Genomic DNA, 26196 nt, shown 5'->3' on the forward strand with positions numbered 1-26196 from the left:
GTTTGGTGATAAAACCTGAAGCTTTGCGGCCCGGGGATACCATCGGCCTGATTGCACCGGCTGGTCCGGTTCGCGAAAAAGAGTTGGAAGATTGCATCCGCATGCTTTCCGGCTTTGGTTATCCGGTGAAAACCGGAAAATCGGCCGGCAAGGCGTATGGATATTTGGCCGGGAAAGATTCATACCGGAAAGATGATTTGGAAGCGATGTTTCTCGATCCGGAGGTGAAAGCCGTTTTTTGTTTGAGAGGCGGATATGGAAGTTTGCGCATCATCGACCGGATCGATTATGAAGTGATTCGCCACCATCCGAAAATTTTTGTGGGATACAGCGATATCACGGCGCTTCACATTGCCATCCGGCAAATCTGCGGCCTTGTCACTTTTCACGGCCCGATGGGTGCGGAATTGTCCGGCGAACGGTACGATGAAGAAAGTTGGGGCGTATTGTTTTCCGTCTTATCCGGCCGGGATGTGAAGAGTTACACCCCGAATGAACACTTCTTTTCCATTGTTCCCGGCGTGGCGGAAGGAGAACTGACCGGCGGCAATCTGAGTTTGTTGCGTTCGGCCGTGGGAACCTCTTATGAGGTGGACACTCGGGACAAAATTTTGCTTCTGGAAGATGTGAATGAAGAAGTGTATGCCATCGACGGCATGCTGAATCAATTGCGGCTGGCCGGCAAGTTTGAACATGTGCGGGGAGTGATTCTCTCTGATTTCCGGCTCGCCGAACCCGGCCGCGACAAACCTTCCCTCCCGTTTCGGGAAATGATTGAAACCTTTTTCGCCCCGCTCGGCATCCCTTGCTTTTACGGCCTTTCCGCCGGACATTGCCGACCCAATTTCACATTGCCCATTGGCGGAAAAGTGAGAATGGATTCCGAGCGGGGAAGGGTTCAAATCACTGAGCCTCCGGTGATTCCCACCTGATTTGGAATATTTCCCGGATCAAAGCGGGCAGTTCGTTTTCGCTCACTTCTCTTTTTTCTTTTCCGGACGGGGTCACTTGAACCAGCTTTCGGCCGATCAAAGAGACTCTGCCGTCCGGCGTCATTTTGGAGATATAAATGGAGCGATTAAAAGGAGAGCGGGGGGAAGTTTCGATTAAACGGCAAGCTTCATGAAAATCCTGAAATGTTTTCGCTTCCCCTGTAAACCGGTATAAGACCTGCCAACTTTCAGCCCCGGGCTCTTTTTTCTCCAGGACGTATCGATCCGGGTTGGAACGGATCCGGTATTGTCCGGCAATATCTTGCACAACTTCTCCGGATAATGGAACCGGCCGACGCGGGGCGTTTCCGCCAAAACCCACATCAACCAGATATTTTTCATCATTCAGATAAACAAGATTGGCCAGGTGGGTTCCTTCCAATCCCCAATCACCGCTGGACGGTTCGTATACCGTTCCTGCAACCATTTGCACGTCAAACCCCAATTCGTTTAAGAGCAAATGAAACAGGCCGTTTAACTCAAAGCAAACGCCTCCGCGGTGATTAATTATGATTTTTTGAAAGAGGGAGATTGGATCCAACTGAATGGACCGGCCGGAGAGAATATCCAGGTTTTCAAAGTGGATGTGTTGTTGGTGTTTTTGCATTAACCTGGTGAGGCCGGGAAGATGGACCGGAACCGGAGGTTGAACACCGATTCGCGCAAGGTATTGAGGAATCATTCTGATGTCTCCTTTTCCTTTTCTTCGCGCACTTCTTATTGTATCGGAAAGGAATTATGTTGGAAATAGAGAAGTATTTGCTTGAAGGAGGTTGTTGCTGTGCAAGATCGTGAATTTATCGCATTGGTTGTGGACCGGAAGCAAGATCAATATTCCCATTCTTTTCAAACACTGAAGATCAAGGACTTGCCGGAAGAAGATGTTCTGATTCGCGTTCAGTATTCCAGCTTGAATTACAAAGACGGAATGGCCGTTTTAAATCGCGGGAAAATCGTCCGCAAATTCCCCATGGTTCCCGGTATCGATTTGGGCGGCACGGTGGTCAAATCCAAAAACAGCGCATTTCAACCCGGCGACAAGGTGATTTTAACCGGATGGGGAACCGGAGAAACACACTGGGGAGGATATGCCGAATACGCAACCGCGAAACCCGAATGGCTGGTTCCGCTCCCGTCCGGCCTTCAATTGAAACATGCTATGAGTCTGGGGACCGCAGGGCTTACGGCCATGCTGGCCGTGTCGGCTTTAGAGCGGCATGGAATCAACCGGGAAAAACCGATTTTGGTTACCGGGGCATCCGGAGGGGTCGGAAGCTTGGCCGTAGCCATTTTGTCCCGTCTGGGATATACGGTTGCCGCATCGACCGGAAGTCCGGACAACCATGACTTTTTAAAATCCCTGGGTGCAAGCAAAATCATTGACAGGAAAGAACTTTCCAAAGCGTCCCGTCCGCTGGAATCCCAACGGTGGGGAGGCGCAGTGGACGTGGTGGGCGGTGACACGTTGGCTCATGTGTTGAGTGAGATGAGCTATTACGGAACCGTGGCCGCTTGTGGCTTGGCCGGAAGCCATTCGCTTCACACCACGGTATATCCATTTATTTTGCGCGGAATCAAATTGGTCGGCATCGACTCCAACACCTGCCCGGCGGATGAAAGAACCCAAGCGTGGAACCGTCTGTCGGAACTTTTGCCGGCAGAACTTTTGGACCAACTCACCGAAGTTCACGGCCTTCGCGATGTTCCGGCTTTAAGCGAAAAGATTTTAAGCGGCGACGTCAAAGGGCGGATCGTGATCGATGTTCAGTCATTGTAAGCGTTTATTTCAATGATGATTTTTGCGGTGTGGTCACAAAAAAGTCCTCTTTGGATCGATAAAGAGGACTTTTTTAAAAATGCATGTTCATCAGCGGTTGATATAACGTTCAAACACAAACCCGTAATCTTTGACATGATACTGATTTCTCGCTTCAACAAGCCAGGAGAATGCCGCCTGATTTAACTCTTTGAATTGCTCGACCGGATTGTGTTCGGTGGTCCGTAGCTGGCTTAAAGTGGACGAAGCCAGATTGAGACTCCGGTTGGCGTATTCCAGGATAATTTCGTTATCACGGGAGATTTCAGCGATTTTCAACAACGCTTTGTATAAGTCTTTCAACTCATCCAAATGTTTTTTATGGACATCAATGGAGAACACTCTGGATCCGATCTTGAATTTGAGTTCGATGTCCAAATCGACGGTTCCGGCGGTTTCAAGCGTCACTTCCGAAATCTTGTGCGTGCTGTAATCAAAGCGGTAAAGAGAACGTTTTTTGCTTGTTGCGCTGGTTCCGTCCAGATGAATTAACGCTTTATTCGTGAAACAATACTCATCGGTTTTGGATTTGATCAAAAAATAGATTCTCTCATTATCTTCGTGCATCACAAAATCGTCCGATTCAACTTTGTCATAATCTTCCGGTTTGATCACGGACCCGATCTCACTCAATCCGAGCACATCCGAGGCGACTTTTACAAACATTTGAATCAACCTTTCCCGTGTGATTTGTTGACGGTTGGATATTTCGTCCCATTCGTATGGTACCATAATTGGAATAAAACGGTTAAAAAAGATCAGCCGGCCCGTTTTTCATCGGGAGGCCTGGGTATAGGCATCGTAAACCCATTTGCCGATATGGTTGATTTCCCGTTGCGCTTGATGATGATCCAGCCCGCTGCTTAATACCACCAAGATCAAGGAATGGGAAGCGATGTATAAAATTCCCCCGTCGTGAAGCGTTTGGTTGACCCACCCGGTTTTGTGCGCCATTTCCCATCGTGGCAGACTGCCGATGATTTCGGAATCGGAGGGAGGAAGCCGTCCGGGCAGGCAATTCCGCCATTGTTGTTTTTTTAATATTTCGACCATCTTTCGGCTGGCATCACGGGAAACGGCTTGACCGGTTGCCAGCAGCCGGAAACAACGGGCCATGTCTTTGGCAGTGATTTGATTGGTTATATTCGAGCCGGCCGGGACAATATGGAGGCGGTTGATGAAAACCGTATCGGTCATTTCCAGTGCAAGGAGTGTTTCTTGGACAAATTCTTTCCCCAACCGGTCAATCAAAAGGTTGGTTGCTGTATTATCGCTTTGGATGATCATCAAGGTGACCAAGTCTTGAATGGTAAATTTCGTTCCATATGAAAGATGCTGCAAAACCCCCGAACCGCCGACTCTGTCTTCCCGTCTTAATTCAATCCGATCGCTCAAGCAAAGTTTTCCTAGCGCATGGGCCCGGTAAACCGCCACCATCACCGGTACTTTGATCATGCTGGCTGCCACAAAAGGTTGCTTTTCATTCCAAATCCATTTTTCTCCGGTGTTCAGATCTTCCATCCAGATCCCCCAAATCCCCGAAGATTTTTTCTTCCAGGCATCCAAAGAACCGCTCAACTTTTGGAACGGCGATTGTCCGTTCATGAACCATCCCCCTGATCATTTGACGTCATGAATATTCTAATGCAATTCCGGGGTCATTTCTATTTATTCATAAAAATATAACTTTTTTCCTTGTTTTAAAATATTAATATCTGTTTGTCGTTTTGTTGTATAATGGAATCAATAACAGAAACTTCATATCATTCAGGATCTAAAAACTCAAACAATCCATCCAGACATTGCAAAAGACTGATCTTTATAAAACAGGGAGCGGAACAATGACGGAAGATCTTATCGAGTTACTGGAGATGTTAAATAAAAATTCAGGATGGTTTTTTGACTTTTTAGTGATTATTATTGCTGTCGGTCTGACAGCCACCTTGGTGATCCATATTTATCGTTATGCCACAGGAAAAAATGATTGGTTGGGCCGCAGTTTGGAAGAAGGGGACCAAAACAGCCAAATGGCCATGATCCAACTGGACACTTGCCGAAACGAGAAAGAAGAGCTGGAAAAGAAAGTGCTGCTTCTGGAACAGGACCGGCAAGAATTAATGGATTTGTTAAAAGAAAAAGACCAGCAGATTGATCAACAGAATACCCAATTGGCCAAAGCGGAAGATGAAATTGAGATTTTAAAAAGTTTATATGAAGAATTGGACAGCAAATACAACGATGAAACCTACACCATGTCTCAAATTATGTATACCATTGAAGAAGTGGCCGCGGCCATCGCCGATCAAAACCGCTTCCGGCAAAACCGCGATGAAATCTTCATGAATTTGCTGGACTATCTGGTGAACACGCTGAAAAATTTCCGAAAAAAGCAACCCCGGGTCATCATTCACGTCAAACATCCTGAAAAAAATGATGTTCTTGTGCATTTCGCCCATTCCAGCGGACACTCTCACCGCGTAAAAATATATGAACCCCCGATCCATGGCAGTGCAGCGGGTCGTGCATGGAGAACAAAAGAAATTTATTATGTGCCTGATGTCGAATCCCCGGATTATGAATATGACCAAAAAAAGAATTCACGCAAGGTATATCGCACCATATTATGTGTGCCGATCAAAGCCGGAATGATGGAACCCACCCGGATAGGGGTTCTGACCATTACCGGAGCGCCGGTTGATGCTTATGAAGATATCGAAATTGAACGGGCTGCATTGTTTGCCAGTTTGCTCTTTCCACTGGTCTACAACGATCTTAAACACCGAGGTGGGAATCATCTATGACGCAAGGACGCAAACCATCGTATGAAGAAAGAAAAAAACTGAACCGGATGTATCGCGAAGGATTATTAAGCAGGGAAGAATTGATGGAGAAAATGAAAAACGGACTGTTTGACCACGAGCGGTTAAAAGTGAAGCGGAAGTTCGTCAAACTGTTCAAGTCAAACCCTTCGAAAAGAACATGATTTTTTCATGTTCTTTTTTGTTTTTCACCGGCAAAAGGGAGGAGGAGGCTTTTTTGACGCTGTTGACGAAGGCGTTTGAAAGCACTATGCTACAGAAGGGAATTCAGGATTCTCCGGATTGATTCGGAGGCCCTGAAAATCAAACAGAAAGAAGTGTACGGCAATGGATGTCAGTTTCATGGTGCTGATTTTTCTGCTTGGTGCCATCGGATCTTTTCTCTCCGGAATGTTGGGGATCGGCGGAGCCATCGTTCAATATCCGGTGTTGTTGTATCTTCCGCCTTTGTTTGGATTCCCTGCATTTTCCGCTCATGACGTTACAGGGATGGTTGCGGTTCAAGTGTTTTTCACGTCCATGGCGGGACTCGTTGTTCACGGGAAAGGGGGATCCTTCAATCAATCGCTGGCCGTTTATATGGGAACGGCCGTATTGGCCGGGAGTTTTCTCGGTGGATATGGTTCCAAATGGCTGAGTGAAACATGGATTCATTTCATCTACGCCATCTTGGCTACCTTGGCGGTATGGATGATGTTTCACTCCGAAAAAGAGACAAAGGAAACCGCGGCTCGTCCAATCGTTTCTCATCCCGCGACGGTGATGGGGATTACGTTGGTTGTCGGGGTTTTTTCCGGTATCATCGGTTCGTCCGGTTCGTTTATTCTGGTGCCGGTCCTGTTGTTTGTTTTTAAAATTCCCACCCGTACGGCCATTGCCACGTCCCTTGCGATCGCCTTTGTATCTTCTGCAGGATCGGTGGCGGCCAAATTGGTTTCGGATCAAATCTTGCTGCTTCCTTCCATGATTCTGGCAATTTCCGGACTGATCGCCTCGCCGGCGGGAGCGATGGTCAGCAAGAAAACAAATCCCCGTACATTGCGGGTCGGCTTGACCCTTGTCATCGCCATCACATTTTTGAAAATCTGGTATGATTATCTCGCAATCTATATCGGATAACCCGGCGGTTCAAATGTTCATAAAGAGAACCGCCGGGCAAATTCAAATTCATTTTTTACGCGCAGGGGGGAGGGAGCAGCTTTGTGTTTCACGACCGAAGCAGCCGGGTCTGCGCACAATGTTCAGTAAATACAGAAAAATCGTTTTTAATAATAAAAGAAATAATTCCGTGTTTTTTATTCAATTCCCAATGCGAATGTTTCGATGCGCCATTAAACATTTTTTATTTCTCAAAACTATAGTTAACTTTTCTTAATGAGATAACATCCAAGGGGGGAATGCCATTTTTTGAGAAATCGGTGTCTGCTTTTTCCCTCATCAACTGACAACGTTACAAAATATAGATTTTGTAACCGTATATAACGGTTTTTTGGAGGAGGGATCCACTGGTTATTTCCAATAGAACCATTCATCCCCAGTCGTTTAGGCTGTCTGTTTTACATTTATTTCCGATTAAAGATCCATTCTGATGATCGGATTGGATTTGTAAAAATAAATTTCTTTAAATCCATACAAAAAACGCCCGAGACACCATATACAGGTTTCCCGGGCGCTTGGATTTTTACCGGCTGTTCGTTTCCGATATCTGTCATTCTTAAAACCCTGCCAGATATCATATGTATCAATGGATCTGCGGAAGTTCAGGATTCAAAGATAATGATGGGCAATACAATAAAGATCCCGACGACAACCACCGAAAAAACCAGGATGCTTAAGATCATGACGATGATTTTCCAGAAGCTCATGTCATACGCCCATTCATTCATCCGGTCCAAGGTTCTTTTCAAGGGTTTCTTCCAATGAAGGATGCAAAAGGTTGCGACAAAAAATAATACAGGGAAATAAAAGACCATCCATTGAGGAAATTCTTCGTCGTCATAATTTTTTCTTATCAATATGATACCAAGCAAAATTAAAGCGTATAATGCAGAGTATAATAAATTTTTACCGACTTTCACCGCATCTCCCTCCTGCAATGTTTTGATAACATGGGAATATGTCTATTTCATAATACATGGAACACATGATTTTTCAACAACCACCGGATATGGATATCATTGATTTGCAACTTCGGGCTCAAAAACAGCGAGCGGAACCCCGATCAACAAGATGATGGCAATCACCCAGAAAAGAACCATGCCTGCAATGATCATGATACATTTCCAAAAACCCGCTTGCGCCTGCTCTTTCAACCGGTCGATGAATCTTTTCAACGGTTGTTGCCAATGATTGAAGCTAAAGGTCATGACAAACAGGAGTACGGGAAAATAAATCAGCATCCACAGGCGAACATCCGCCCCGTAAAGCCGTTGAAGCAAAAAATAAACCAGCGTGAAAAGCGCGAAACATCCTGACATGACAAGATTCGGTCCAACCCCCATGGTCATTTTCCTCCCGGTGTTTTTTTGATAACATGGGAACATGTCTGTTTCATGTTACATTTCACAATCGTTTTTCAACAGATGCCAAAGGTACTAATTTTTATGGCGAGGTGAAACAATGGATAAAGAATATCAAGTGCAACTTTCCGTGCAAGATCTCAAGCAGGCAGCCAAAATCATGCGCCGGGCTGCAGACCGGATCGAATCCATCAACCAGACGGAGTCTTTTACACTGCAAACGTTGATTTCCGATATCGAAGAGTTGACCGACCGGTTGGATAACAAAGGATGAAAAAGAAAATAATGGAATGAGCAAAAAAATAAAGGCCTTCACATTTCGTTTGTAAGGCCCCTCTTTTTTTATTCACGACCCATATGTCCAAAAGAACCTAACGCCTCTTAAAACCACGCCAGATTCGCTCTGAGGCGATTTTGGATTTTTTGGGAATATACGTTCGCTTTCTGTGGCCGATTTTATGCCGGTTTCCCCCTTGCTCTCCCCTCCTGCCACCTTTTATCTCAATATTCAAAATGATTCGCGATGGAAGACAGCTTTGGCTCGTTGCCGGTCAAAAAAGAATACCACCGGTTTCTGAACCGGACTTGGGGTCCGTCTGCCGCAACATGCGCTTCCAAACGCAGGGATTCCGGTATGGGCCGCGGATGCTGACTTTCCACGATTTCCTGATCCTCTTTCAGTACCTTGAGGCTGAATTTGGACAAGATTTTGTCCATCAAGAACGATTTGGCAAAATTTCGGCCGATATATCCCCGGATGTCCGTGGAATGAGAATCAACCGGCGTAAACGTCACGAAATTAATCAACCGGTGTTTTCCGCGGGATCGGGGGCGTAATATCCATTGTTGCGGAAACCGGTACTCCAATTCGGTTTGATTATTTTCAATGCGGATCCGATCCCCTTCCGCATGAAATTGAATTTTTACATCCGGCGAAGACTTTCTCCCGATCGTCCGGCGGTGAACAACCGGAAGATGGGCCACATCCAAGACGCTTTCCACCACCCGGGTAAAATGGGCTTTCCATGTGGATTGAAAAGGAACAAGCCGGAGGTCCGGATCCTCCAGTTCCGGAAACAACGTCAGCTCATCGTGGGCGTGATCGGAAGGATAAACCCAGATCAGCCCGGCCTTCTCCATCACCCGGTATGCCGTGGCATGGGCAAATTCAGGAATCCTTGCTCCGGGCTGGGATGGAATATCCGTACATCTTCCGTCTCCTTGAAACAACCAACCATGAAAAGGGCACCGGACTCCACCGTCTGCACAAAATCCCAGCGAAAGGTCGGCTCCCCGATGGGGGCAATAGGCATGAATGGCATGCGGGGTGTTGTCTTCTCCCCGGAATAACACAATATCCCGGCCGGCGATCCGTTTTTTGAGGGGTTCCTTTTTCAGCTCCGACGACCATGCAACGGCATACCACCGGGCGGGAAACACCGAGTCTTCCGACATGAAATAACCTCCTTGAGATGATTGTTGTCAAGACTTTGTATATGTGGATTCCCGGTATTTAGACCTCGAAGTTTTCCTCAATGGACGGCCAAAAAACGTTTTCCGTACTCCCCGTGATCATGAACGGCAGGATGTTCGATCTGGACGGTGGAGTGGACAATTCCGTATTTTTGAGAGAGAGTCTCATTGATGTCCTTGATCACAAGAAACGGTTCTGCCGCTTCATCAATAAACACATGAGCCGTCAGCGAATAATGGTCCGTGGAAACCGCCCACAGATGCAGTTCGTGCACATCCCGAACCCCTTCCACTCTGCTGATGTCTTGGCGAACCGATTCCAGATCAAACTTTTCCGGCACGGCTTCCATCAGAATGAAATAAGATTCGTAAAGTATTTTGGAACCGCCGTAAAAAATGATTCCTCCGATCACCATACTGATCAGCGGATCAAAAATCAAAAACCCGGTCACGGAGATCAGGATGAAGGAAACAATGATCCCCACGGAGCTCAGCAAATCCCCAATAAAATGCCAGAGAGCACTTTGGATGTTCAGATTTTCTTCTTCTTTGGAACTGCGGCTTAAAATCACCGTCAACACAATATTGACCATCAACCCGATCACCGCGATCGTCAACATCAAAGGCTTATCGATTTCCCGGGGTTCAATGAGCCGGCGGATGCCTTCAATAAAAATCCCGATTGCAATCACAACCAGAGCCAACCCGTTTAAGAAGGACGCAATGATTTCAAACCGGAGAAAACCAAACGTATATTTTCCGTCCGGATTTCGTGTGGCCATGTAACTGGCCGTCAAACTCAGGCCCAATGCAAACACATCGGAAATCATATGGGCGGAATCAGACAACAAAGCCAGCGAATTGGACAGCAGTCCGCCTGCCACCTCAACCGCTGTGAAAAAGACGGTTAACGCCAGGGTGATCCACAAGGTTTTTCGGGAGGTGTGCTGTTCTTTTACATGGTTGAGATGGTGGTAATCATAAACTTTCATTTTCATCCTCCTAAATTAGAATAATTATTAAAAAGGAATCATTCTAATGATATACTTCTTTGCCGCAATGATCAACCTCCAATTGCAAAAAAAGCCGGTGATTTACCGGCTTTTTTTAAAACTCTGAGACCATGTCCTTTATCCGTCTGTCATCAATCCATGTCATTTCCTCCGTTGACCGGAAGATAAGCGCCGTTCATAAACGAATTCCAATCAGCCACCAAACTCAAAACAGCCCCGGCCACATCCTCCGGTTCGGCCAGGCGTCGCAAAGGCGTGACATTCCGGATGGATTCATGCATTTCTTTCGGTTGGTCTTTTGTCGCATCAGTCAACACCAAACCGGGGGCAATCACGTTGGTCCGGATATTTTTGGGCCCCAATTCCAGTGCCAGGTATTTTGCAAACGACACGATGGCTGCTTTGGCTGTCCCGTGAGCAACAAATCCTGGCGCGGGCGTCCGGGATAACCCGCTGGAAATCAAGACGATTTTTCCTCCTCCCTGTTTTTCCATATACGGAACCACTTCTTGGCAAAGATGGAAAGCAGAACGCATCTCGTCGTTCAACTTGACGGAAAACTCCTCCCAGCTCATCTCCAAAAATGGCTTGACTGCAAAGGCAATGTTGGCATTGTTGATGAGAATATCCACTTTTCCGAATGCCTGAACGGCCCGGTCCACCAACTTTTTCACATCTTCTTCCTTCCGGACGTCCGCTTGCACCACAATGCCTTTTCTTCCGACGTCCTCCACTTTTTCAAGCACCTGCAAAGCCTCTTTTTCAGAATGATGATAATTAATGACAACATCGGCTCCGGCTTTGGCGAATAACACGGCCGTGGCGGCACCGATGCCCCGGCTGCTTCCGGTGATCACGGCCACCTTGTCGTTGAGTGGTTTCATTCTTTTCCCTCCTGCTTCTTTGATCGTAGTACTGTCAGCATAAATCATTTACGCCAATTTTTCATCTAATTATGCATGTCTGGATTCGCTTAATTCACGGGCCTTTTTAATTTTCGGGCAATAATAAACGATGAATCTTCTTGACATACTAACAAATAAAAGCGTATGATCAAACCGAACTGTTCAGTTTGATTTCAACTGAAAATTTGGATTCGTTTGAAAATAATTCGTTGAATCATCGTGACGAACTGCACCAAGCATTAAATAACTTTGCGTATCACTATATCTCCAGTCTTATGTAATCCAATTACCTTGCATTGATGCCAATTTTCGTTGCCGAGTCTCCTCGGTTTCCATAGCCAGGAAGCCTTTTTTGTTCAACCTTGCCGGAGAAGGTCATAAAGAGCATTTCGCTATTTTAGAGCAAGCGAAAAAAAGGATTGGTAAACATTGTTGATTTCAACGCAGCCGTACGCATGTTTGTCGGACCATTGTTTACTTATATCCTGCTTGGCGGATTCATTGTTACTGACCGTTCACCCCAACAACCTGATATCAAAGACCTTAAAGCGATTGTAAATTTGTAGAGGAGGAGATTCGATGAATCTCAACCATCTGAATCTGACGGTTACTGACGTTCGAGCCACTGAAGAATTCTTGAAGAAATATTTCGATCTGAAAACTGTGTCTACCCGTGGCAACTCGTTTACTCTGTTAACTGACGATCAAGGGATGTTACTGTCCTTAATGAAAGGAAAGCAAGTTGAATATCCCAAAACATTTCACATCGGATTTGTGCAGGAAAGCGATGAGCAGGTGAATAAGATCTATAAACGAATGAAAGAAGACGGCATCGATGTAGATCCTCCACAGAACGCACATGGTTGGACTTTTTTTGTTAAAACACCGGGTGGATTTACTGTTGAGGTTCTATCCCGTGAGAGATCAAAAAAATAATTCGTTCTGAAATTAAGGCTCGGATGCAGACGGAGGAGGTTTTGACGCTAATGTGGCAGACCTTCGCAGGCGATTCCATAATGTGTACCAGAACTGCAAACTCTGTCCCCCGGATAATAACAGCTGCCCCGCGCAAAGGGCAGCTTTTTTCATTCGTAAAAATGGGGGGCTGGAAGCCTCACAGAGCGACGAAGAATCGTTAACCGAAATGAAATAGGGCATATTAGCCGGCGCATCCCATCAATTAAAGGTACAATAAACCCTCCCATGCACTTCAAACCGGGAGGGTTCGGAATCCGTTTATGCAGCCAGTTTTCTTTCATCCGGAACCATGAACGCACATAGAACCGCCAAAATGGGCAATGCGGAAATCAACGATAAAATGGTGGGCACCCCGAACAAGTCGATCAGATATCCCATGAGCGTGGCTCCGATTCCCCCGGCTCCGACACCAAAACCAATGGCCAAACCGGAAGCCATAGCGATATTGCGGGGCAGCAATTTTTGCATATACACCACGGTCACGGCAAAAGAAGATAAAACAAAAAAACCGAACAAAAAGATCACCAGCCACATCGAAACCCCTTGGGCATAAGGCAACCATAAGGCAAAAGGCACCGAAGCGAGCAGGGAACCGACCAACCAGCGTTTGATCCCCAAATAATCAGACAACGCCCCGCCGATAAACGTTCCCAACGCGCCTGCCCCCAGAAACACGAAGTTTAACACCTCTGCCTGACTGTAAGACATGTTCATTTGATGCAAAAAGAAAAAAGGCAAAAAAGCGGAAACCCCGACTTGGCACCAAGACCGCAATGTGATCACAATGACCAGCCAAAAAACCCCCGGCCAGTGGTTTTTTCCTTTGGATTGTTTTTTGGCTGCCTGCGACCTGCTCACCTGTTCTTTATACCAAGGCAATAAACGCAAAAGCAAAATGAGCGCGATCACTGCCAGCACACTGAACCAGAGCAGCCCTTCTTTTCCCGTATAAACCAAAAACAACGGAATCATCAACGGTCCCAAAGCCTGGCCACCGTTGCCTCCCACCTGAAAAATCGCCTGCGCCAGCCCTTTGGTATTTCCTGATGCAAAGTGGGTTCCCCGGGATGCTTCCGGATGAAAAATCCCGGAGCCGAGCCCGGATAAGGCGATCAGAAACAAAACCCATCCATAACTGGGTGCCCAGCCGGTCAGTGCCAATCCCATCACAGAAATAAACACACCGAGCGGCAACATCCAGACCATCGGTTTGTGATCCGTCCATGCGCCAAACAATGGCTGCATGACCGAGGAAGTGATATAAGAAGCGAGAATAATGAGCCCCGATTGCGTGTAAGTCAAATCAAAAGCCTGCTGATACAGCGGCAATAACGCCGGGACGATGCCGGTCGTCACCAAGTCATTCATCAGATGCGTCGTGCTGAATGTCCATACTTTCCCTTTGGACATCGGTCTTTTTGCCGGCATGGATTGTTGTATGGTATCCACCAAAGGCCCCCCTTTCCCTAAAAAAAGGATGATGCCGGTTTTCGGCATCACTAAAAAATTCGGTACGTTAAATATTATTATACAATAACCTTCACAGTTTAAATCAAAAAGAGCATGGATCCAAGCTTTTCTCCTTACACCCCTCCGCTGTCGGAAGCCAAAAATTTAGGTTCTAAAAAAGTTTTTCTAAAAAATCATAAGAAAAATAATTGATATAATGAAGGGAATATAGCATTTATAACTAAATGTTATTTATAAGGGTTTTTCTCTAAAACACCCTAACTCAACTTGCAAGGAGGATCGAAATGGGCAAAACCATTGCTGTCATTGGTGCACTGGATACCAAAGGGCATGATTATGCATTTATCAAGCAGGAAATCGAAAAACACGGGCACCATGCATTTGTCATTAACACAGGTGTTTTGGGAGAACCGTTTTTTGATCCGGACATTCCTGCCGAAAAAGTGGCGGAAGCCGGTGGGGGCTCTTTGGAAGAGCTTCGAAAAAAAGCTGATAAATCTCATGCCATGTCTGTCATGACCCGGGGAATTGCCGTCATTATGAAAGAGCTGTTTCTGGAAGGAAAAATCGACGCCGGTTTTTCGATGGGAGGATCCAACGGGACCATGATCGGGACGTCCGGCTTGCAAGCCCTTCCGGTGGGAGTCCCGAAGGTGATGGTGAGCACGGTGGCCTCCGGTGATACAAAGCCTTATGTGGGGATCAGCGATATTGTCATGATTCCGTCGATATTGGATGTGGCCGGAGTCAACCGGATCAGCGCCAAAATTTATTCCAATGCCGTCGGTGCCATTGTCGGCATGTTGGAAGCCGAGGTGCCGCCCATCGATACCAAACCTTTGATCACCGCCTCCATGTTTGGAAACACCACCACGCTGGTGAATCAATGCAAACATTTGCTGGAACAAAAAGGCTATGAAGTATTGGTGTTTCACGCAACCGGCACCGGCGGGAAAACCATGGAATATTTGATTGGTCAAGGATACATAACCGGCGTGTTGGACATCACCACGACAGAATTGGCCGATGAACTGGTGGGAGGAGTGCTGTCCGCAGGCCCCACCCGGATGGATGCCGCCGCCAAGTGGGCGTTGCCTCAAGTCGTGGCGCCGGGGTGCCTGGACATGGTGAACTTTTGGGGACCGTCCACCGTGCCGGAAAAATTCAGAGACCGACTCTTTTATTATTGGAACGATAACATCACATTAATGAGAACCACCCCTGAAGAAAATGAAAAACTGGGCCGGATCCTGGCCGAAAAAATCAACCGGTCCAAAGGAGAATCCGCCGTCTTTCTTCCATTAAAAGGCGTTTCCGAACTGGATGCTCCCGGAAAAGAATTTTGGTGGCCGGAAGCCGACCAAGCGCTGTTTGATGCCATCAAGCAATACACCAATCCGGATATCCCAATCTACGAGTTGGATTGCAATATTAATGATCCGGAATTTGCCGATGCCGTGACGAAAAAATTGATGGAACTGATTCAAAAAGAAAACGAATGAAAGGAGTTTGACATCATGCCGTTTATCAGCAGAGAAGAATCACTAAAACGTTTAAGAAACACAATTCAGCAAGGAAAGCCGATTATCGGCTGCGGGGCCGGAACCGGAATTTCTGCCAAATTCGCCGAACGAGGCGGAGCCGACATCATCATTATTTATAATTCCGGCCGTTATCGCATGGCCGGTCGCGGATCCCTGGCCGGTTTGCTCCCCTATGGAGACGCCAACGCCATTGTGGTGGAAATGGCTTCCGAAGTGTTGCCGATCGTCCAAAACACTCCTGTCTTGGCCGGCGTTTGCGGCACCGATCCCTTCCGCAGAATTCCCGTTTTCCTGAAACAACTGAAAGAAATGGGATTTGACGGGGTGCAAAACTTCCCCACCGTCGGACTTTTTGACGGGAATTTCCGTCAAAACCTCGAAGAAACCGGAATGGGCTTTGATTTGGAAGTCGAAATGATTCGTGAAGCCCACCAACTGGATATGTTGACTTGTCCATACGTCTTCAATACGGAAGAAGCCGGCGCCATGGCTGAAGCCGGCGCCGATGTCCTGGTGGCGCATATGGGGCTTACCACCAAAGGTTCGATTGGAGCGGAAACGGCATTGACCTTGGAGAAATCCGCCGAACGGATTCAGGCCATCCATGATGCCGCCAAAAAAGTGAATCCCGACATCATCATCCTTTGCCACGGAGGACCCATTGCCGAACCGCAAGACGTGAAAGAAATCTTATCCATGACCAAAGGCGTGGACGGGTTCTTCGGCGCATCCAGCATCGAGCGCCTCCCCACGGAAGTGGCCATTCAAACCCAAGTGGAAAACTTTAAGAATTTATAAATGGCATAATGCAAAAAAAACGCCTGGATTCATTTTTCCAGGCGTTTTTTAATGGTGGTGTGGCTGGATGGTATTGGTTGTGGAAGCCGGAAAAGCATCCACCCACACCGCATTGAGCGGAAACGAAACGATAATGAGTGCGATCGAAAACAAAACCCCCCAACCGGCGATTTTCTTTTCCCGCATGGCTTCCATCTTTTTATCCGCTTTTTTCACTTCCTGTGCAATCAATTGGATGATCAACGCCATGGCAAGGACAAACGAGACAATCACCACGGCCAGGGTCCATGCCGAATTTTCGGGAACCATCATCACCCCCAGCATGGCCCCCATCATTCCTCCCATGATCCCTGCCAAAAACCCGTCCAGGGAAGCTAGGAGGTGAACCGGTTTACCGGTAAAATAACCGGCAACCATCCCAAACACCATGGCAATCTCCGTGGAAACCCTCATGGTTTCCAGAAAAACACCGAGCAAGGTTCCCAATAACAAACTGCTCATCATGGCCACACCCATGGAAACCATCATGCCCGTCATTTTGCTCAGAAAACGGTTATGTATGTTGGCGATGATCATCACATAAGCCGTAAACCCGATCCAGATCAGACATCCGACTGCCAATGTAGCCAATCTCGCACCCCCATCCCGGGTTTATTATATTTATAGTCCTCCTTTTTCGCATGATTCCTTCGGGCTATATTGAGAGATTTTTTGCTTTAAAAGAACAAAAAAGGAGGAATCACTCCTCCTTTGAATCCAATGAACAGGCAAAATCCCACAAAGTATATTCGCTCGAAACCAGAACGGAACGGCATCCCGCTCTTTTGCCCGCTTCCAGATCGACTTGCCGGTCCCCCACCATCCATGACCGGGACAAATCCACTTGATGCTTCTTTGCCAGCTCCAAAATCATGCCGGCTTGGGGTTTGCGGCAAGAGCAACCTTCAAAAGGTTTGTGGGGACAATACAAGATGTCGTCAATGATGGCCCCGGGATGTCCGGCGATTAAATCATTCTGCATTTTTTCATGGATTTTTTTTAAGGTTTTTTCCTGGATATAACCCAGTCCCACCCCACCTTGATTGGTAACCACAAAAATTTTGTACCCGAGTCCCCTTAATTTGGCAATCGCTTCCGGAACTTTCTCCAGCAAATAAAAATCCTGCGGCCGGTTGACATGATCCACCCGGCCCGTCATCACTTCGTTGATGACCCCGTCCCGGTCGAGAAAAACGGCTTTGTTTTGTCCCTTCAACTTCTTCCCACCTTTTAGTCTTTTTGATTATCATAATGGAAAAAAGGCCTTTGTGCGATCAGCTTCGGTCCCAAGCCGTACTTTGCGTTTTCGCATGTCTGTTGTATACTAAAAGGCAGGACTTTTTTCGGGGAAACTGATGAAAAGGGGAAGTGATCTGTATGGAAACCAATGATCAAAATTATCGTGTGCTCCTATACTATAAATATACACCTTTGGAAGACCCGGAATCCTTCGCGGATGAACACCGTGCATTTTGTAACGAACTGGGCTTGCGGGGACGGATCTGGGTTTCCAAAGAAGGAATTAACGGAACGGTGTCGGGAACGGTTGAGCAAACCCAAAAATATATGGATTACATGCATCAGCATCCGCTGTTCCATGATATACCCTTTAAGGTGGACAAACACCACAAACATGCATTCAAAAAAATGATTGTACGCCCGAAAAAAGAATTGGTCACCTGGCGTTTGAAAAAGAACGTGGATCCCAACAAAAAAACGGGAAAACGTTTGTCGCCCAAGGAATTTTATGAAATGCTCCAACGGGATGAAGTAATTGTGTTGGACGGAAGAAACGATTATGAGTATGACATCGGCCATTTTCGCGGAGCCATCCGCCCGGATGTCAAAACCACCCGCGAGTTCCCGGAATGGATTCGCAAAAACATGAGCCAATACAAAGACAAACCGATCATCACTTATTGCACTGGGGGTATCCGTTGTGAAAAATTGACAGCCTTGATGTTGGAAGAAGGGTTTAAGGAAGTTTACCAGCTGGACGGGGGAATCATTACCTACAGCCAGGATCCGGAAGTCAAAGGGCAACTCTTTGACGGGAAATGTTATGTGTTTGATGAGCGCATCTCGGTCCGCATCAATCAAGTCGAAGACAAGATCGTCGGGAAATGTTCCCATTGCGGAAAACCCGAAGACCGCTACATCAATTGCAAATACGATCCTTGCCATAAACAGCACATTTGTTGTCCCGAATGCGAAGAAAAATATGAAGGCTATTGCACCACGGAATGCAAAGAACAGGATCTTCAAAAAGCAGCCAAAGAAGCAAGCGCTTCTTAATCAGCGCAACAATAAAGCTTGTCGCCAAGTCATCCGGGCGACAAGCTTTATTGTTTCTTACCGCACTTCAATCATTTTGTCCGGATCATGCCGGTGATCTTCATAGAATTTGACACAAACCTGAATGTAATCTTTAAAATCCGCGCACTTGACCCCTGAATCTTTTAAATCTTCCAACGCTTGTGAGCAATCGTATTCCGCCTTCAGGCGAAAGTATTCGATGGTCTCTTTTTCCACCATCAACCACCTTCGAAACGCGGGGATTGAAAGCAAACCGTATACAATGAAAGAGGGCAGCGTAAAGGACGCTTTCTTTCCAACCAGTGTCTCGCAAATGATACCGAACGCTTCCCGGGCCGGATAAGGGTTGGGGTCGGTCAAATGATACACTTTTCCTTCCCCCACCGGATGCGTGGCCAAATAACACGTTGCGTCCACGATATAATCCACCGGCACGAGATTTAACAAGGCTTTCCCCCGGCCCGGATAAGGAATGGGGAAACGGGAAAATTTGTCCAAATAACGCATCACAAAGTAAGGTCCGTCAAACTTGACCGTTTCCCCCGTTTTGGAATCTCCCATGACAATTCCCGGCCGGATGATTGTCAAAGGCACTTGCTTCATGATCTTCTGAGTGATAACCTCCGCTTCAAACTTGCTCGCTTCATAATGGTTTTTAAAAGACTGTCCTTCATCCAATTCAGTCTCCAAAATCCGGCCGGTCCGCTTGCCCGATACATAAGCGGTACTGAAATAGACGTACCGCTTCAATCCGGATAAACTTAAGACGAAATCGTTTACATTTCGGGTGCCGGTCACATTGACCTTATAGGCGGTCTCCTTGGAAACCGCCAAGTCATAAATCGCGGCCAAATGAAAAACATAATCGATCTCCTCCCGGAGGCGTTCCATGCGTTGCTGCGGGATGTCCAAATTTTCCTTGGTAATGTCGCCGGGGATCGGGATGAAACATCCTCTGGACCCTGCTTTCTTTTGCGTTAATTGCGAAATCACCTTTTCCGCCTTCTCCTGTTGGCTGGGGTGAACCAACAGCAGGAATCGGGAAGACGGATCCTGGTCAAACAACTTTTCAACCAGCCTGGTGGCAATAAATCCGGGGAAACCGGTAAAAAAGTAAGTATGTGAAGGCATAGGATCCCCCCTTTAAATGAAATGCAGGCACAGCCTCCCTGTCCGGGAGGCTTGTGTGCCGATATTACTTTCCTTTAAAAGACGGTTTGCGTTTGGAAAAGAAAGCGGCAACTCCTTCAATGGCATCCTCCGTGCGCATCACGGCCAGCATGTTCTCGCGTTCGACTTTTAACCCTTCTGTTAATTCCTTCCGGCTCCCGTTGATGACCGATTGGATGATTCCTTTCATGGCAACGGGCGGTCCTTCGGCCAATTGTTTGGCCCATTCAAACGCTTCTTCGGCCAACTGTTCCGCCGGCACAACTTTATTGACCAGTCCGATTTCCAATGCTTCCTGTGCGGAAATTCTTTTTCCTTCCAGCATGATTTCCAAAGCGCGCCTTTGCCCGATCAGACGTGGTAACCGCTGTGTCCCTCCATAACCCGGCATGATCCCCAACCGGACTTCCGGCAACCCGAGTTCGGCATGGTCGGCGGCAATCCCCAAATGGCAAGCCATTTGCAATTCGTTCCCGCCGCCCAACGCTTTCCCGTTGATGGCGGCAATCACCGGTTTGGGGAAGTTTTCAATCCGGTTGAATAAATCATGGATTTGTTTTAAAAAACCTTCTGCCTGTTCCCGATCCCCCATTCCGCCAAACTCGGAAACATCCGCACCGGCGGAAAAAGTTTTCTCTCCCGCCCCGGTGAGGATCAAACTCCGGACGGACGGATCCTTTTCCAGCTGATCCAGAATGGAACCCAATTCAAAAAGGGCATCCCGGCTCAGCGTATTCATTGGCGGGCGGTTGATGGTGATCCGTGCAACCTGATCGCGAATCTCCACCAAAAATTGCTTCCACTCCATCAGTCTTCCTCCCGTTCAATAATGACTGCAAGCGCCATTCCAAATCCGATGCACATCGTGGCCAACCCGTAACGTTCCTTTCGGCGTTCCAGCTCATTGACCAATGTCGCGATAATCCGGGCACCACTGGCTCCGAGGGGATGCCCCAATGCAATCGCGCCTCCGTTGGGGTTGACTTTTTCCTTGTCCGGTTTGATCTCCCGCTCCCAGGCAAGAACCACCGAAGCAAACGCTTCATTGACTTCAAACACCCCGATGTCATCCAAGCTTAAACCGGCACGGTCCAACACTTTTCGGGTGGCGGGAATGATCCCCGTCAGCATGATATCCGGCTCCACACCAGCCAATTGTGTGGCAACCACCCGGGCTTTCGGAACGAGCCCCAAGTCTTTGGCTTTCCGGCGGGAGGTGAGCAAAACAGCGGCCGAACCATCACTGATCTGGCTGGAATTTCCCGGTGTCACATTGCCGTCGGGACGGAAGGAAGGCGACAATTGAGCCAGTGCTTCCAAACTGGTATTGGCCCGGGGCGTCTCATCCTTGTCCAGTTTTACCCATTCCCCTTTATCTCCTTTGATTTCCACCGGCACCAGCTCGTTGTAAAAACGTCCTTCCTGTTGTGCAACCAGTGCCTTTTCATGGCTGTGCAATGAAAATTCGTCCATCTCCTCACGGGAGATTCCCCATTTTTCGGCAATCATTTCCGCTGAGAGCCCTTGCGGAATAATGTTGTATTTGGACAACAGCCGGTCGCTGAAACTGCCGCCGTCACTGCCCATGGGGACCCGGTTCATGCTTTCAACCCCGGCCGCGATCACACAATCCGCCATCCCCGCCATGATGGCATGAGCCCCTTGGGCAACAGTTTCCAAAGAGGAAGCACACATCCGGTTGACACTCACTCCGCACACTTCCACCGGAAACCCTGCGATCAAGCCGGCCATTCTGCCGATATTGTATCCTTGCTCGCCGATTTGCGTGACGCATCCCATTTTAATGTCTTCCACTTCTGCCGGATTCAATTGGTTTTTCTCCACCAGCTTTTGCAGGACGAAAGCTGCCATGTCATCAGGCCGGACCGTCGAGAGTGTTCCTTTTTTCCGCCCGATCGGTGTCCGGATGGCATCAATGATCACTGCATCGCGGTCACTCATGCTTTTCTCTCCTTTCTTCATCAAAAAGTAAACAGATCGATTCCGCCTGCAACCGGAAGTCCGACCCCGGTAATGTATTTGGCCTGATCTGATGCCAAGAACACGATGGCATATGCAATATCCTCCGGTTCCCCCGGTCTTTTAAAAGCCGTCCGTTCAATCATGCGCTCCCGCATTTTCGGGTTGGTGTATTGAAAAGCCTCCGTATTGATAATTCCCGGCACAATGGCATTGGACGTAATATTGTACCGGGCCCCTTCCAAAGCCAAGGTTTTGGTCAAGCCCAGGATTCCCGCTTTGGTGGTTGAATAACTGGCTTGTCCGTATCCTCCCAAGGTTCCGGCCACAGAAGCCATATTGATGATGCGTCCCCATTTCTGTTCTTTCATATAGGGCCAAACCGCTTTGGAACAGTTGTAAGCTCCGGTCAAATTCACCTTCAAATCCCGGTCCCAAAAATCATCATTCTGATGTTCCAAACGCGCTGTATGATCCAAGGTTCCGGCATTGTTGACCAAGATGTCAATCCGACCGAACCTGTCTTTGATTTCAGCCATTACCTTTTGGACTTCTTCCCGATCTGTGACATCCATCCGGTATGCCGCCGAGCGCCGTCCCATTTCTTCAATTTGTTTGGCCGTAGATTTGGTGTAAATGGTTTTGGATTGAGCCATGATTTGGGACATCGGCCCGTACTGTTCGGACTTTTCCTCCAATTTCTCGTCTTCTTCGATCAAAATATCCGTCACCACCACATCGGCTCCGGCTTCTGCCAACTTCAAAGCGTCCATTCTCCCCAAACCGCGGGAAGCCCCGGTGACAACCGCCACTTTTCCTTTGAGTGGAAGATTCATGATGTACCTCCTTGCTTTGCGGATTCTAAAATAATCATGCGCGGATGAGAAACATCCCCGTACATTTGGGCAATTTCATTTTTATAAATTTTTTCGATCTCATGTGTCCGTACTTTCAATGAAGGCGTGATCTCTCCGGTTTCCTCTGTCCACTCCCGTCCGGATATCCAAGCTTTTTTGGGCCGTTCATAACGGGGGAAATTCTTGACCGCCTGCTTGATCTCGTTTTGAAGAAGCGTTTTCACTTCTTCGCATTCGACCAGCTTCTCACGGGAATCGGCAGGCAAATTCTTCTTCTTTGCCCAAGGGACCAGCTGTTCAAAATCAGGTTCGATCAACACGGTGGTGTATTTTCGGTCTTGGCCGATTAAACAGCACTGGTTGATGTACAAACTGGCGCAAATCGCATTTTCCACCGGTTGGGGACTCACATTTTTTCCGGTGGACAATATCAAAAGCCGTTTTTTCCGGTCCGTGATTTTCAAATAACCTTCCTCGTTGATTTCACCCAGATCCCCTGTCTTCAACCATCCGTTGTGGAACTGATTGGCGGTTGCTTCCTCATTTCGGTAATACCCTTGCATCACATTGGGACCGCGAACCCAAATTTCGCCGTCCTCGGCGATACTGACTTCCAAGTTGGGCAGCGGCAGCCCCACAGTTCCGATCCGGGCACGGGAAAACGGATTGACACTGATCACCGGTGAGGTTTCGGTCAGTCCGTATCCCTCCAACACCGGCACATCAATCGCCCAAAAGAACCGGGCGATGTCGGGATTCAAAGCAGCCCCGCCCGAAATCAAACCGCGCAGCCGCCCGCCCAGTTGCGATTTGATCTTCTGAAAAACGAGCTTGTCGGCAATTTTCCATTTCCATTTCAGATCCGGCGGCAAATCATGCATCATCAAATAATCAGCCGGCTTGCTGGTGTACAGTTCATACCGTTTTTCCCCGATCTTAAGAGCCCATTCAAAAACCGCACGGCGGATCGGTGTCCCCGATTGGATCTCTTCTTGGACGCGGGCATAAATTTTTTCAAAAAGCCTTGGCACACTGGTCATCACCGTGGGACGAACCTCCAACAGATTTTGCGGGATCGTCTCCAGGCTTTCTGCATAAGCAATCGTGGCCCCGACCGATAACGGCATAAACTGTCCGGCCATTCGTTCAAAAACATGCGCCAGCGGCAGATAGGACAAGAAAATGTCATCGTGCCGGGCTTCCATGCACCAAATTTGAATTCCCTCAATATTGGATAAAAAATTTCCGTGTGTTAACATAGCACCCTTGGGAACACCCGTCGTTCCGGATGTATGGATGATGGTCATCAGTTGATCGCGCCCGATTGCTTTCCAAATCTCTGACCATTGATCCAGCGGGTGTTCCTTTCCTTGGCGCTCCAAGGAAGAAAAGGTGACGATATTCCCGTTATTTCCTGAATATTCTCTGAATCCCATATAAATAATGGTATGGACATCGTTTTGGCCATGGATGACTTTTTGGAGTTGTTCTTCATCCTCTACAAAAACCACTTCGCAGTCTGCTTGTTTTAAAATGGTGTTGACATGGTCCGCAGGAAGGGACGGGTAGACCGGCACGCTGACAGCCCCCAAACTGCCGACAGCCAGATCCGCAATGGGCCATTTGTATTGATTGTTGGAAAGGATGCCGACTTTGGTATCCTTCCGGACCCCGAAACGATACAATCCTGCGGCCACCCATTGAATACGGTTCCAAAAATTCTGATAAGTGAGTGTTTGGTAAGTGTTGTTTTCTTTCCACTTCAGTGCGATATTGTCCGGATATTTTTCAACGGAGCGCCATACCATTTCCACCAGATTTTGGTTTTTCATTGGCAGCCCTCCAGAAGCAGTGATATGACGCCTGAGGCAGTTCCCGGTCCGGACCGGGAACTGAAATCATACATATTTGCTTACGTCATATTGACGGAGCAAGTTTTCCATCTTCATCGCAGCACCGATATTTCCTTTGATTTTCAATTTCCCGGACATGAACGCTGCGGTTCCGCTCAGATTTCCCAAAAGCAATTCTTTAAAATCATCGATTTTCATTTGCAACACACAATCCGCTTCAGCCGGTGAACCTTTCTCCACTTTGGCTTGACCATTGGACAATTGCAGCTGATAGGTGACTTCTTCTTCGCCTGTGAGATCATATTGATAAACGGCATTCATTCCTTCAATCGGCTTGGAATCCTCATTTAACGCCTGCTCGATTTTTTCGAAAATTTCATGAATGCTCAAGTCTTTCATCATCATTTCTCCCTTCATATTGATAATGTTTAGAAACTGTTGGTGATCACTTTATATTGAATTTGTGTGGTTCCTTCATAAATGGACAGGATTTTCGCATCCCTCATCCACTTTTCAACCGGATAATCCCGCATATAACCGTATCCGCCCAAAATTTGCACCGCATTGGTCGTGACTTCCATGGCTGTTTCGGCTGCGAATGCTTTGGCCATACTGGCTTCGGTCGTACAGGGTTCCCCCCGGTCTGCCAGATCGGCCGCGCGATAAGTCAGCAGGCGAGCCGCTTCGATTTTGGTTTTCATTTGTGCAAGCATAAAGGAAATCGCCTGGTTTTTGATGATGGGACGCCCGAATTGCACCCGGTTTTTTGCATACTCCAATGCATATTCATATGCAGCCTGGGCAACACCGACAGCGCCGGCAGCCACAACCGGTCTTGATTTTTCCAACATCTGCATGGCCCCGAAGAATGCCATGTGCTCTTCTCCCAGCAGGTTTTCCTCTGGGACGCGGACATCCTCAAAAATCACATCTCCGGTATGAGAAGCCCGAATTCCCATTTTTCGCTCTTTTTTCCCTCCGGAAAGTCCCGGCGTTCCTTTGGGGACAATGAAGGCCGACACCCCGTGATAACCCGCATCCGGAATGGTCCGTGCAAAAACAACGTACAGATCGGCAATGCCTCCATTGGTAATGAAACATTTCCGTCCGTTGATCACCCATTCGTTGCCGTCTTTTTCGGCGCGGGTTTTAATCGCTTTGACATCGGAACCAGCGCCTGGCTCAGTCAGTGCCATGGCTCCCATCCGCGGGGTTTCCGGATCACACAAGAACGGAATCCATTTCTTTTTTTGTTCTTCCGTTCCCATATAATAAAGAGGTAATCCGGCCAACCCTGCCACCATCAGGGATGTGGCAATTCCCGCGCACCCCCAATACAACTCCTCGGCAATCAGGCAAGCAGCCATCACGCTGGTCAGGCCGCCCCCTCCATATTCCACCGGAGCCGCATAGCTGGTTAAGCCGGCTTTCGCAGCTTTTTCCAAAACTTGCATGGGGAACTCTTCTTTTTCATCATACTCGGCCGCGATCGGGCGGATCTCCTTTTCTGCAAATCCATGCGCCCACTTTTTGAGATCCAGTTGTTCTTCAGAAAGTTGGAAACAAAGTCCCGAATTCGCTTCCTTATTGGTTCCTGACATAATGGCATCCCTCCGTTTGATACCGATACGTACTGGTACTTCCCGTCCAAAGA

The 26196-nt window shown here is 47.7% G+C and carries 28 protein-coding genes; 10 read left to right on the forward strand and 18 right to left on the reverse strand.

All coding sequences use genetic code 11. The features are described from left to right. Window positions 1–5 precede the first annotated feature (5 nt). On the forward strand, window positions 6–932 hold the full coding sequence (locus FA954_RS07905; protein WP_231855183.1) for a S66 peptidase family protein: 927 nt from the start codon (window positions 6–8) through the stop codon (window positions 930–932). Here the strand turns inward: FA954_RS07905 and FA954_RS07910 are convergent. Continuing rightward, window positions 904–1674, reverse strand: coding sequence for an arylamine N-acetyltransferase family protein (locus tag FA954_RS07910; RefSeq protein ID WP_049720100.1), 771 nt, complete (start codon window positions 1672–1674; stop codon window positions 904–906). The two genes, FA954_RS07905 and FA954_RS07910, sit on opposite strands and share 29 nt — an antisense overlap. A 99-nt stretch (window positions 1675–1773) precedes the next feature. Between FA954_RS07910 and FA954_RS07915 the strand changes: the two genes are divergently transcribed. After that, entirely contained in the window at window positions 1774–2769 is a 996-nt protein-coding gene (locus tag FA954_RS07915) for an MDR family oxidoreductase (protein WP_049720099.1), read from the forward strand. A gap of 90 nt (window positions 2770–2859) precedes the next feature. On the opposite strand, the gene FA954_RS07920 is transcribed toward FA954_RS07915, so the two are convergent. Both FA954_RS07920 and FA954_RS07925 read right to left on the reverse strand, forming a co-directional pair. After that, window positions 2860–3474: a PH domain-containing protein gene (locus FA954_RS07920; RefSeq protein ID WP_138614984.1), complete on the reverse strand. Its 615-nt coding sequence runs from the start codon at window positions 3472–3474 to the stop codon at window positions 2860–2862. Window positions 3475–3582: 108 nt separating this feature from the next. Continuing rightward, the gene (locus tag FA954_RS07925) at window positions 3583–4413 is read right to left on the reverse strand and encodes a serine hydrolase (protein ID WP_138614985.1); all 831 of its coding nucleotides are present in this window, start codon (window positions 4411–4413) and stop codon (window positions 3583–3585) included. Between the two features lie 236 nt (window positions 4414–4649). Between FA954_RS07925 and FA954_RS07930 the strand changes: the two genes are divergently transcribed. The 3 genes from FA954_RS07930 to FA954_RS07940 all read left to right on the forward strand — a co-directional run bounded on the left by FA954_RS07930 (window position 4650) and on the right by FA954_RS07940 (window position 6746). Beyond that, window positions 4650–5609, forward strand: a complete 960-nt coding sequence (locus tag FA954_RS07930) for a GAF domain-containing protein (RefSeq protein WP_062843001.1) — start codon at window positions 4650–4652, stop codon at window positions 5607–5609. After that, entirely contained in the window at window positions 5606–5791 is a 186-nt protein-coding gene (locus FA954_RS07935) for a hypothetical protein (protein ID WP_049720095.1), read from the forward strand. The genes FA954_RS07930 and FA954_RS07935 overlap by 4 nt, the downstream gene beginning before the upstream one ends. Window positions 5792–5954: 163 nt before the next feature. After that, window positions 5955–6746, forward strand: coding sequence for a sulfite exporter TauE/SafE family protein (locus FA954_RS07940; RefSeq protein ID WP_138614986.1), 792 nt, complete (start codon window positions 5955–5957; stop codon window positions 6744–6746). A gap of 641 nt (window positions 6747–7387) precedes the next feature. Here FA954_RS07940 and FA954_RS13670 read toward each other — a convergent pair. After that, window positions 7388–7534, reverse strand: coding sequence for a hypothetical protein (locus tag FA954_RS13670; protein WP_156097719.1), 147 nt, complete (start codon window positions 7532–7534; stop codon window positions 7388–7390). A 267-nt stretch (window positions 7535–7801) separates the two neighbouring features. Next, a complete protein-coding gene (locus FA954_RS07945) occupies window positions 7802–8128 on the reverse strand; it encodes a hypothetical protein (RefSeq protein ID WP_121874081.1) in 327 nt (108 codons plus the stop codon). 118 nt (window positions 8129–8246) lie between these two features. Here FA954_RS07945 and FA954_RS13675 point away from each other — a divergent pair, with 118 nt between their 5' ends. Beyond that, the gene (locus FA954_RS13675; protein ID WP_170151223.1) at window positions 8247–8420 is read left to right on the forward strand and encodes a hypothetical protein; all 174 of its coding nucleotides are present in this window, start codon (window positions 8247–8249) and stop codon (window positions 8418–8420) included. A gap of 227 nt (window positions 8421–8647) precedes the next feature. Here FA954_RS13675 and FA954_RS07950 read toward each other — a convergent pair whose 3' ends face one another. The 3 genes from FA954_RS07950 to FA954_RS07960 all read right to left on the reverse strand — a co-directional run bounded on the left by FA954_RS07950 (window position 8648) and on the right by FA954_RS07960 (window position 11516). Beyond that, on the reverse strand, window positions 8648–9601 hold the full coding sequence (locus tag FA954_RS07950; protein ID WP_037995334.1) for an aromatic ring-hydroxylating oxygenase subunit alpha: 954 nt from the start codon (window positions 9599–9601) through the stop codon (window positions 8648–8650). Between the two features lie 77 nt (window positions 9602–9678). Beyond that, window positions 9679–10611, reverse strand: a complete 933-nt coding sequence (locus FA954_RS07955) for a cation diffusion facilitator family transporter (protein WP_175413182.1) — start codon at window positions 10609–10611, stop codon at window positions 9679–9681. A 152-nt stretch (window positions 10612–10763) separates the two neighbouring features. Then, complete coding sequence (locus FA954_RS07960) at window positions 10764–11516, reverse strand: SDR family NAD(P)-dependent oxidoreductase (protein ID WP_138614988.1); 753 nt, start codon at window positions 11514–11516, stop codon at window positions 10764–10766. A 600-nt stretch (window positions 11517–12116) separates the two neighbouring features. On the opposite strand from FA954_RS07960, the gene FA954_RS07965 reads away from it, so the two are divergent. Then, the gene (locus FA954_RS07965) at window positions 12117–12473 is read left to right on the forward strand and encodes a VOC family protein (protein WP_138614989.1); all 357 of its coding nucleotides are present in this window, start codon (window positions 12117–12119) and stop codon (window positions 12471–12473) included. Window positions 12474–12773: 300 nt separating this feature from the next. Here the strand turns inward: FA954_RS07965 and FA954_RS07970 are convergent, their stop codons facing one another. Beyond that, on the reverse strand, window positions 12774–13964 hold the full coding sequence (locus tag FA954_RS07970) for an MFS transporter (RefSeq protein WP_244932701.1): 1191 nt from the start codon (window positions 13962–13964) through the stop codon (window positions 12774–12776). A 305-nt stretch (window positions 13965–14269) separates the two neighbouring features. Between FA954_RS07970 and FA954_RS07975 the strand changes: the two genes are divergently transcribed. Together FA954_RS07975 and FA954_RS07980 are read left to right on the forward strand one after the other, a co-directional pair. Continuing rightward, window positions 14270–15487 (forward strand): Tm-1-like ATP-binding domain-containing protein, encoded by a 1218-nt coding sequence (locus tag FA954_RS07975; protein WP_121874077.1) that lies wholly within the window; start codon window positions 14270–14272, stop codon window positions 15485–15487. Between the two features lie 15 nt (window positions 15488–15502). Next, window positions 15503–16327, forward strand: coding sequence for a phosphoenolpyruvate hydrolase family protein (locus tag FA954_RS07980; RefSeq protein ID WP_121874076.1), 825 nt, complete (start codon window positions 15503–15505; stop codon window positions 16325–16327). A 48-nt stretch (window positions 16328–16375) separates the two neighbouring features. Here FA954_RS07980 and FA954_RS07985 read toward each other — a convergent pair whose 3' ends face one another. After that, window positions 16376–16957 carry a hypothetical protein gene (locus tag FA954_RS07985; protein ID WP_138614991.1) on the reverse strand — a complete coding sequence of 194 codons (582 nt, stop codon included), beginning with the start codon at window positions 16955–16957 and terminating at the stop codon, window positions 16376–16378. A gap of 109 nt (window positions 16958–17066) precedes the next feature. Then, a complete protein-coding gene (locus FA954_RS07990) occupies window positions 17067–17525 on the reverse strand; it encodes a D-glycero-alpha-D-manno-heptose-1,7-bisphosphate 7-phosphatase (protein WP_138615207.1) in 459 nt (152 codons plus the stop codon). A 218-nt stretch (window positions 17526–17743) separates the two neighbouring features. Here FA954_RS07990 and trhO point away from each other — a divergent pair, with 218 nt between their 5' ends. Then, the gene (gene trhO / locus FA954_RS07995) at window positions 17744–18661 is read left to right on the forward strand and encodes an oxygen-dependent tRNA uridine(34) hydroxylase TrhO (protein ID WP_138614992.1); all 918 of its coding nucleotides are present in this window, start codon (window positions 17744–17746) and stop codon (window positions 18659–18661) included. A gap of 57 nt (window positions 18662–18718) precedes the next feature. On the opposite strand, the gene FA954_RS08000 is transcribed toward trhO, so the two are convergent. The 7 genes from FA954_RS08000 to FA954_RS08030 all read right to left on the reverse strand — a co-directional run bounded on the left by FA954_RS08000 (window position 18719) and on the right by FA954_RS08030 (window position 26143). Further along, window positions 18719–19813, reverse strand: a complete 1095-nt coding sequence (locus FA954_RS08000; protein ID WP_138614993.1) for an SDR family oxidoreductase — start codon at window positions 19811–19813, stop codon at window positions 18719–18721. A gap of 64 nt (window positions 19814–19877) precedes the next feature. Continuing rightward, complete coding sequence (locus FA954_RS08005; RefSeq protein ID WP_037995352.1) at window positions 19878–20660, reverse strand: enoyl-CoA hydratase/isomerase family protein; 783 nt, start codon at window positions 20658–20660, stop codon at window positions 19878–19880. After that, a complete protein-coding gene (locus FA954_RS08010) occupies window positions 20660–21814 on the reverse strand; it encodes a thiolase family protein (protein WP_138614994.1) in 1155 nt (384 codons plus the stop codon). Before FA954_RS08010 ends, FA954_RS08005 begins: the two co-directional genes overlap by 1 nt. Before the next feature lie 20 nt (window positions 21815–21834). Then, window positions 21835–22668 (reverse strand): SDR family NAD(P)-dependent oxidoreductase, encoded by an 834-nt coding sequence (locus FA954_RS08015; RefSeq protein ID WP_049720083.1) that lies wholly within the window; start codon window positions 22666–22668, stop codon window positions 21835–21837. Beyond that, window positions 22665–24521 carry an AMP-dependent synthetase/ligase gene (locus FA954_RS08020; RefSeq protein ID WP_069201542.1) on the reverse strand — a complete coding sequence of 619 codons (1857 nt, stop codon included), beginning with the start codon at window positions 24519–24521 and terminating at the stop codon, window positions 22665–22667. The genes FA954_RS08015 and FA954_RS08020 overlap by 4 nt, the downstream gene beginning before the upstream one ends. 66 nt (window positions 24522–24587) lie before the next feature. After that, window positions 24588–24941: an SCP2 sterol-binding domain-containing protein gene (locus FA954_RS08025; RefSeq protein WP_231564595.1), complete on the reverse strand. Its 354-nt coding sequence runs from the start codon at window positions 24939–24941 to the stop codon at window positions 24588–24590. Between the two features lie 29 nt (window positions 24942–24970). Continuing rightward, window positions 24971–26143, reverse strand: a complete 1173-nt coding sequence (locus FA954_RS08030) for an acyl-CoA dehydrogenase family protein (RefSeq protein WP_037995357.1) — start codon at window positions 26141–26143, stop codon at window positions 24971–24973. Window positions 26144–26196 lie beyond the last annotated feature (53 nt).

This window comes from Thermoactinomyces vulgaris (genome assembly GCF_005886755.1).
GTDB classification, from domain to species: domain Bacteria; phylum Bacillota; class Bacilli; order Thermoactinomycetales; family Thermoactinomycetaceae; genus Thermoactinomyces; species Thermoactinomyces vulgaris.